General features: G+C 66.7%; 2 protein-coding genes. Both read left to right on the top strand.

The window, feature by feature from the left end; translation table 11 throughout:
* Positions 1-127: 127 nt before the first annotated feature.
* Positions 128-1,492, top strand: coding sequence for a replicative DNA helicase (dnaB, locus tag ASG00_RS05345; protein WP_045246938.1), 1,365 nt, complete (start codon positions 128-130; stop codon positions 1,490-1,492).
* A 312-nt stretch (positions 1,493-1,804) separates the two neighbouring features.
* The coding region (locus ASG00_RS15690) for a patatin-like phospholipase family protein (RefSeq protein ID WP_235559186.1) at positions 1,805-2,297 on the top strand (493 nt) is incomplete at its 3' end.

The following is a 2,297-nucleotide window of genomic DNA, read 5'->3' as shown; positions in this document are numbered from 1 at the left end:
CGCGAGAGCGGTGTCGGCGCCCGGTGTTCCAATGGGGGAACTCGGGTGGAAACGACTCACGCGAACCACCGAGACGATGGAATGACGGGGATGCCGCGGCATCCCGAACTGCTGGAGGGGAGCCCGGATGACGCTGGCCGACATCTCGGATGAGCGCTGGGGCGGACCACGCCAGAACGAGCGCACGCCCCCGCATGACGCGCTGGCGGAACAGAGCACCCTCGGCGGCATGATGCTCTCCAAGGACGCGGTCGCCGACGTCATCGAGACACTGCGCGGTGTCGACTTCTACGTGCCGAAGCACGAGCTGATCTTCGACGCGATCCACTCGCTCTACGCGCACGGCGAGCCGACCGACGTCGTCGCCGTCACCGACGAGCTCATCAAGAGCGGCGACCTGCAGCGCGCCGGCGGCGCCGACTACCTGCACAGCCTGACCTCGATCGTGCCGACCGCGGCCAACGCCGGCTACTACGCGGGCATCGTCTCGGAGCGGGCGCTGCTGCGCCGCCTCGTCGAGGCCGGAACCCGCATCGTGCAGATGGGCTACTCGGGGCAGGGCGAGGCCGTCGACCTCGTCAACAGTGCGCAGGCCGAGATCTACTCGGTGACCGGTGCCCAGGAGGCGGAGGACTACGTCGCGCTGACGTTCGCCGTCGACGCGGCCGTCGAGGAGATCGAGGCGGCCCGTGGCCGCGACGGTCAGATGACCGGCATCCCGACCGGGTTCCAGTCGCTCGACGAACTCACCAACGGCCTCCACGGCGGTCAGATGATCGTCGTCGCCGCCCGTCCCGCCATGGGCAAGTCGACGCTCGCGCTCGACTTCGCGCGGGCCGCGGCCATCAAGCATGACATGCCGACGATCTTCTTCTCACTCGAGATGGGGCGCAGCGAGATCGCGATGCGTCTGCTCAGCGCGGAAGGATCGGTGCCGCTGCAGAACATGCGCAAGGGCACGCTCGACTCGCGCGACTGGACGACGATCGCCGCCACCCGTGGCCGCATCAACGATGCACCCCTCTACATCGACGACAGCCCGAACATGACGCTCGTCGAGATCCGCGCGAAGTGCCGGCGGCTCAAGCAGCGCGCGGGGCTGAAGATGGTCATCATCGACTACCTGCAGCTCATGACCAGCGGCAAGCGGGTCGAGAGCCGCCAGCAGGAGGTCAGCGAGTTCTCGCGGGCGCTCAAGCTCCTGGCGAAGGAGCTGCAGGTGCCGGTCATCGCGCTGTCGCAGCTGAACCGTGGTTCCGAGCAGCGCCAGGACAAGCGTCCCCAGGTGAGCGACCTGCGTGAATCAGGCTCCATCGAGCAGGACGCCGACATGGTGATCCTGCTGCACCGCGACTCCGTCTACGACAAGGACACCCGCCCGGGCGAGGCGGACCTCATCGTCGCCAAGCACCGCAACGGCCCGACCGCGACGCTCGAGATCGCGTTCCAGGGTCACTACTCGCGGTTCACCGATATGGCCGCGGGGGTCTGACGGGGCTTGTAGGTTCTCGGCGAAGATGGCGGATTCTCAGATGAAGTGGCGGACAAGTGGCGGATCCGTCATGTTCTTGAGAACGACGTCTGTAGACGGACGCGAGGCGCCGTATGTGCCGGGCGGAGGTTTCGGTCCTCGATTGGCCCCGCAAACTCCGCGACGTCCGTCGAGCGAGTTGCGAATTTCGCGACGTCACGGGGGGCGACGATTCGATCGCCTGGTTCTCGCGAACCGAGTGAGTGTCGGTGGAACGGCGTATCATAATTACACGTATGTAATTCCACCAACACCACGCCGGCGGTGAACGAGATGACTGATGGCTCTTCTGATGCGGCTGGGCGTGGGGCTGACGTGGTTTGGGCCGGTCGCCTGCAGGTCCTCGCCTTGGACGGTGGCGGCGCGAAGGCGTTGTTCACTGCCCACGTGTTGGCCCAGCTCGAGGAGGACCTCGGTGTTGTTGTTGCGGACTCGTTCGACCTGATCGCCGGTACGTCTGCGGGTGGAATCATCGCGCTCGCACTAGGCGCCGGGCTTCGTCCCGCGGAGATCGTCGAGCACTACGAGCTGCTGATCGAACGGGTCTTCCCGCATTCGCGTCGCCGTGTGTGGCGTCGCGGCCGTCAGTTGTTCCGGCCGGTGTACGACGCCGACGCGCTGCGCGCCGCTCTGGCCGGAGTGTTCGGCGATCTTCGGGTCGGCGACAGCGGGAAGCGCCTGGTGGTGCCGTCGTGGGATGTGCAGTGGGGAGGTGTGCACGTCTTCAAGACGCCGCACCATGATCGGCTCCGACGCGATTGGCGGA

It is taken from the genome of Microbacterium sp. Leaf351 (assembly GCF_001423825.1).
In the GTDB taxonomy this organism is placed as follows: Bacteria; Actinomycetota; Actinomycetes; order Actinomycetales; family Microbacteriaceae; genus Microbacterium; species Microbacterium ginsengisoli.
The sequence above is the reverse complement of the archived record's forward strand: the minus strand, read 5'-3'. Positions and strand labels throughout refer to the sequence as shown.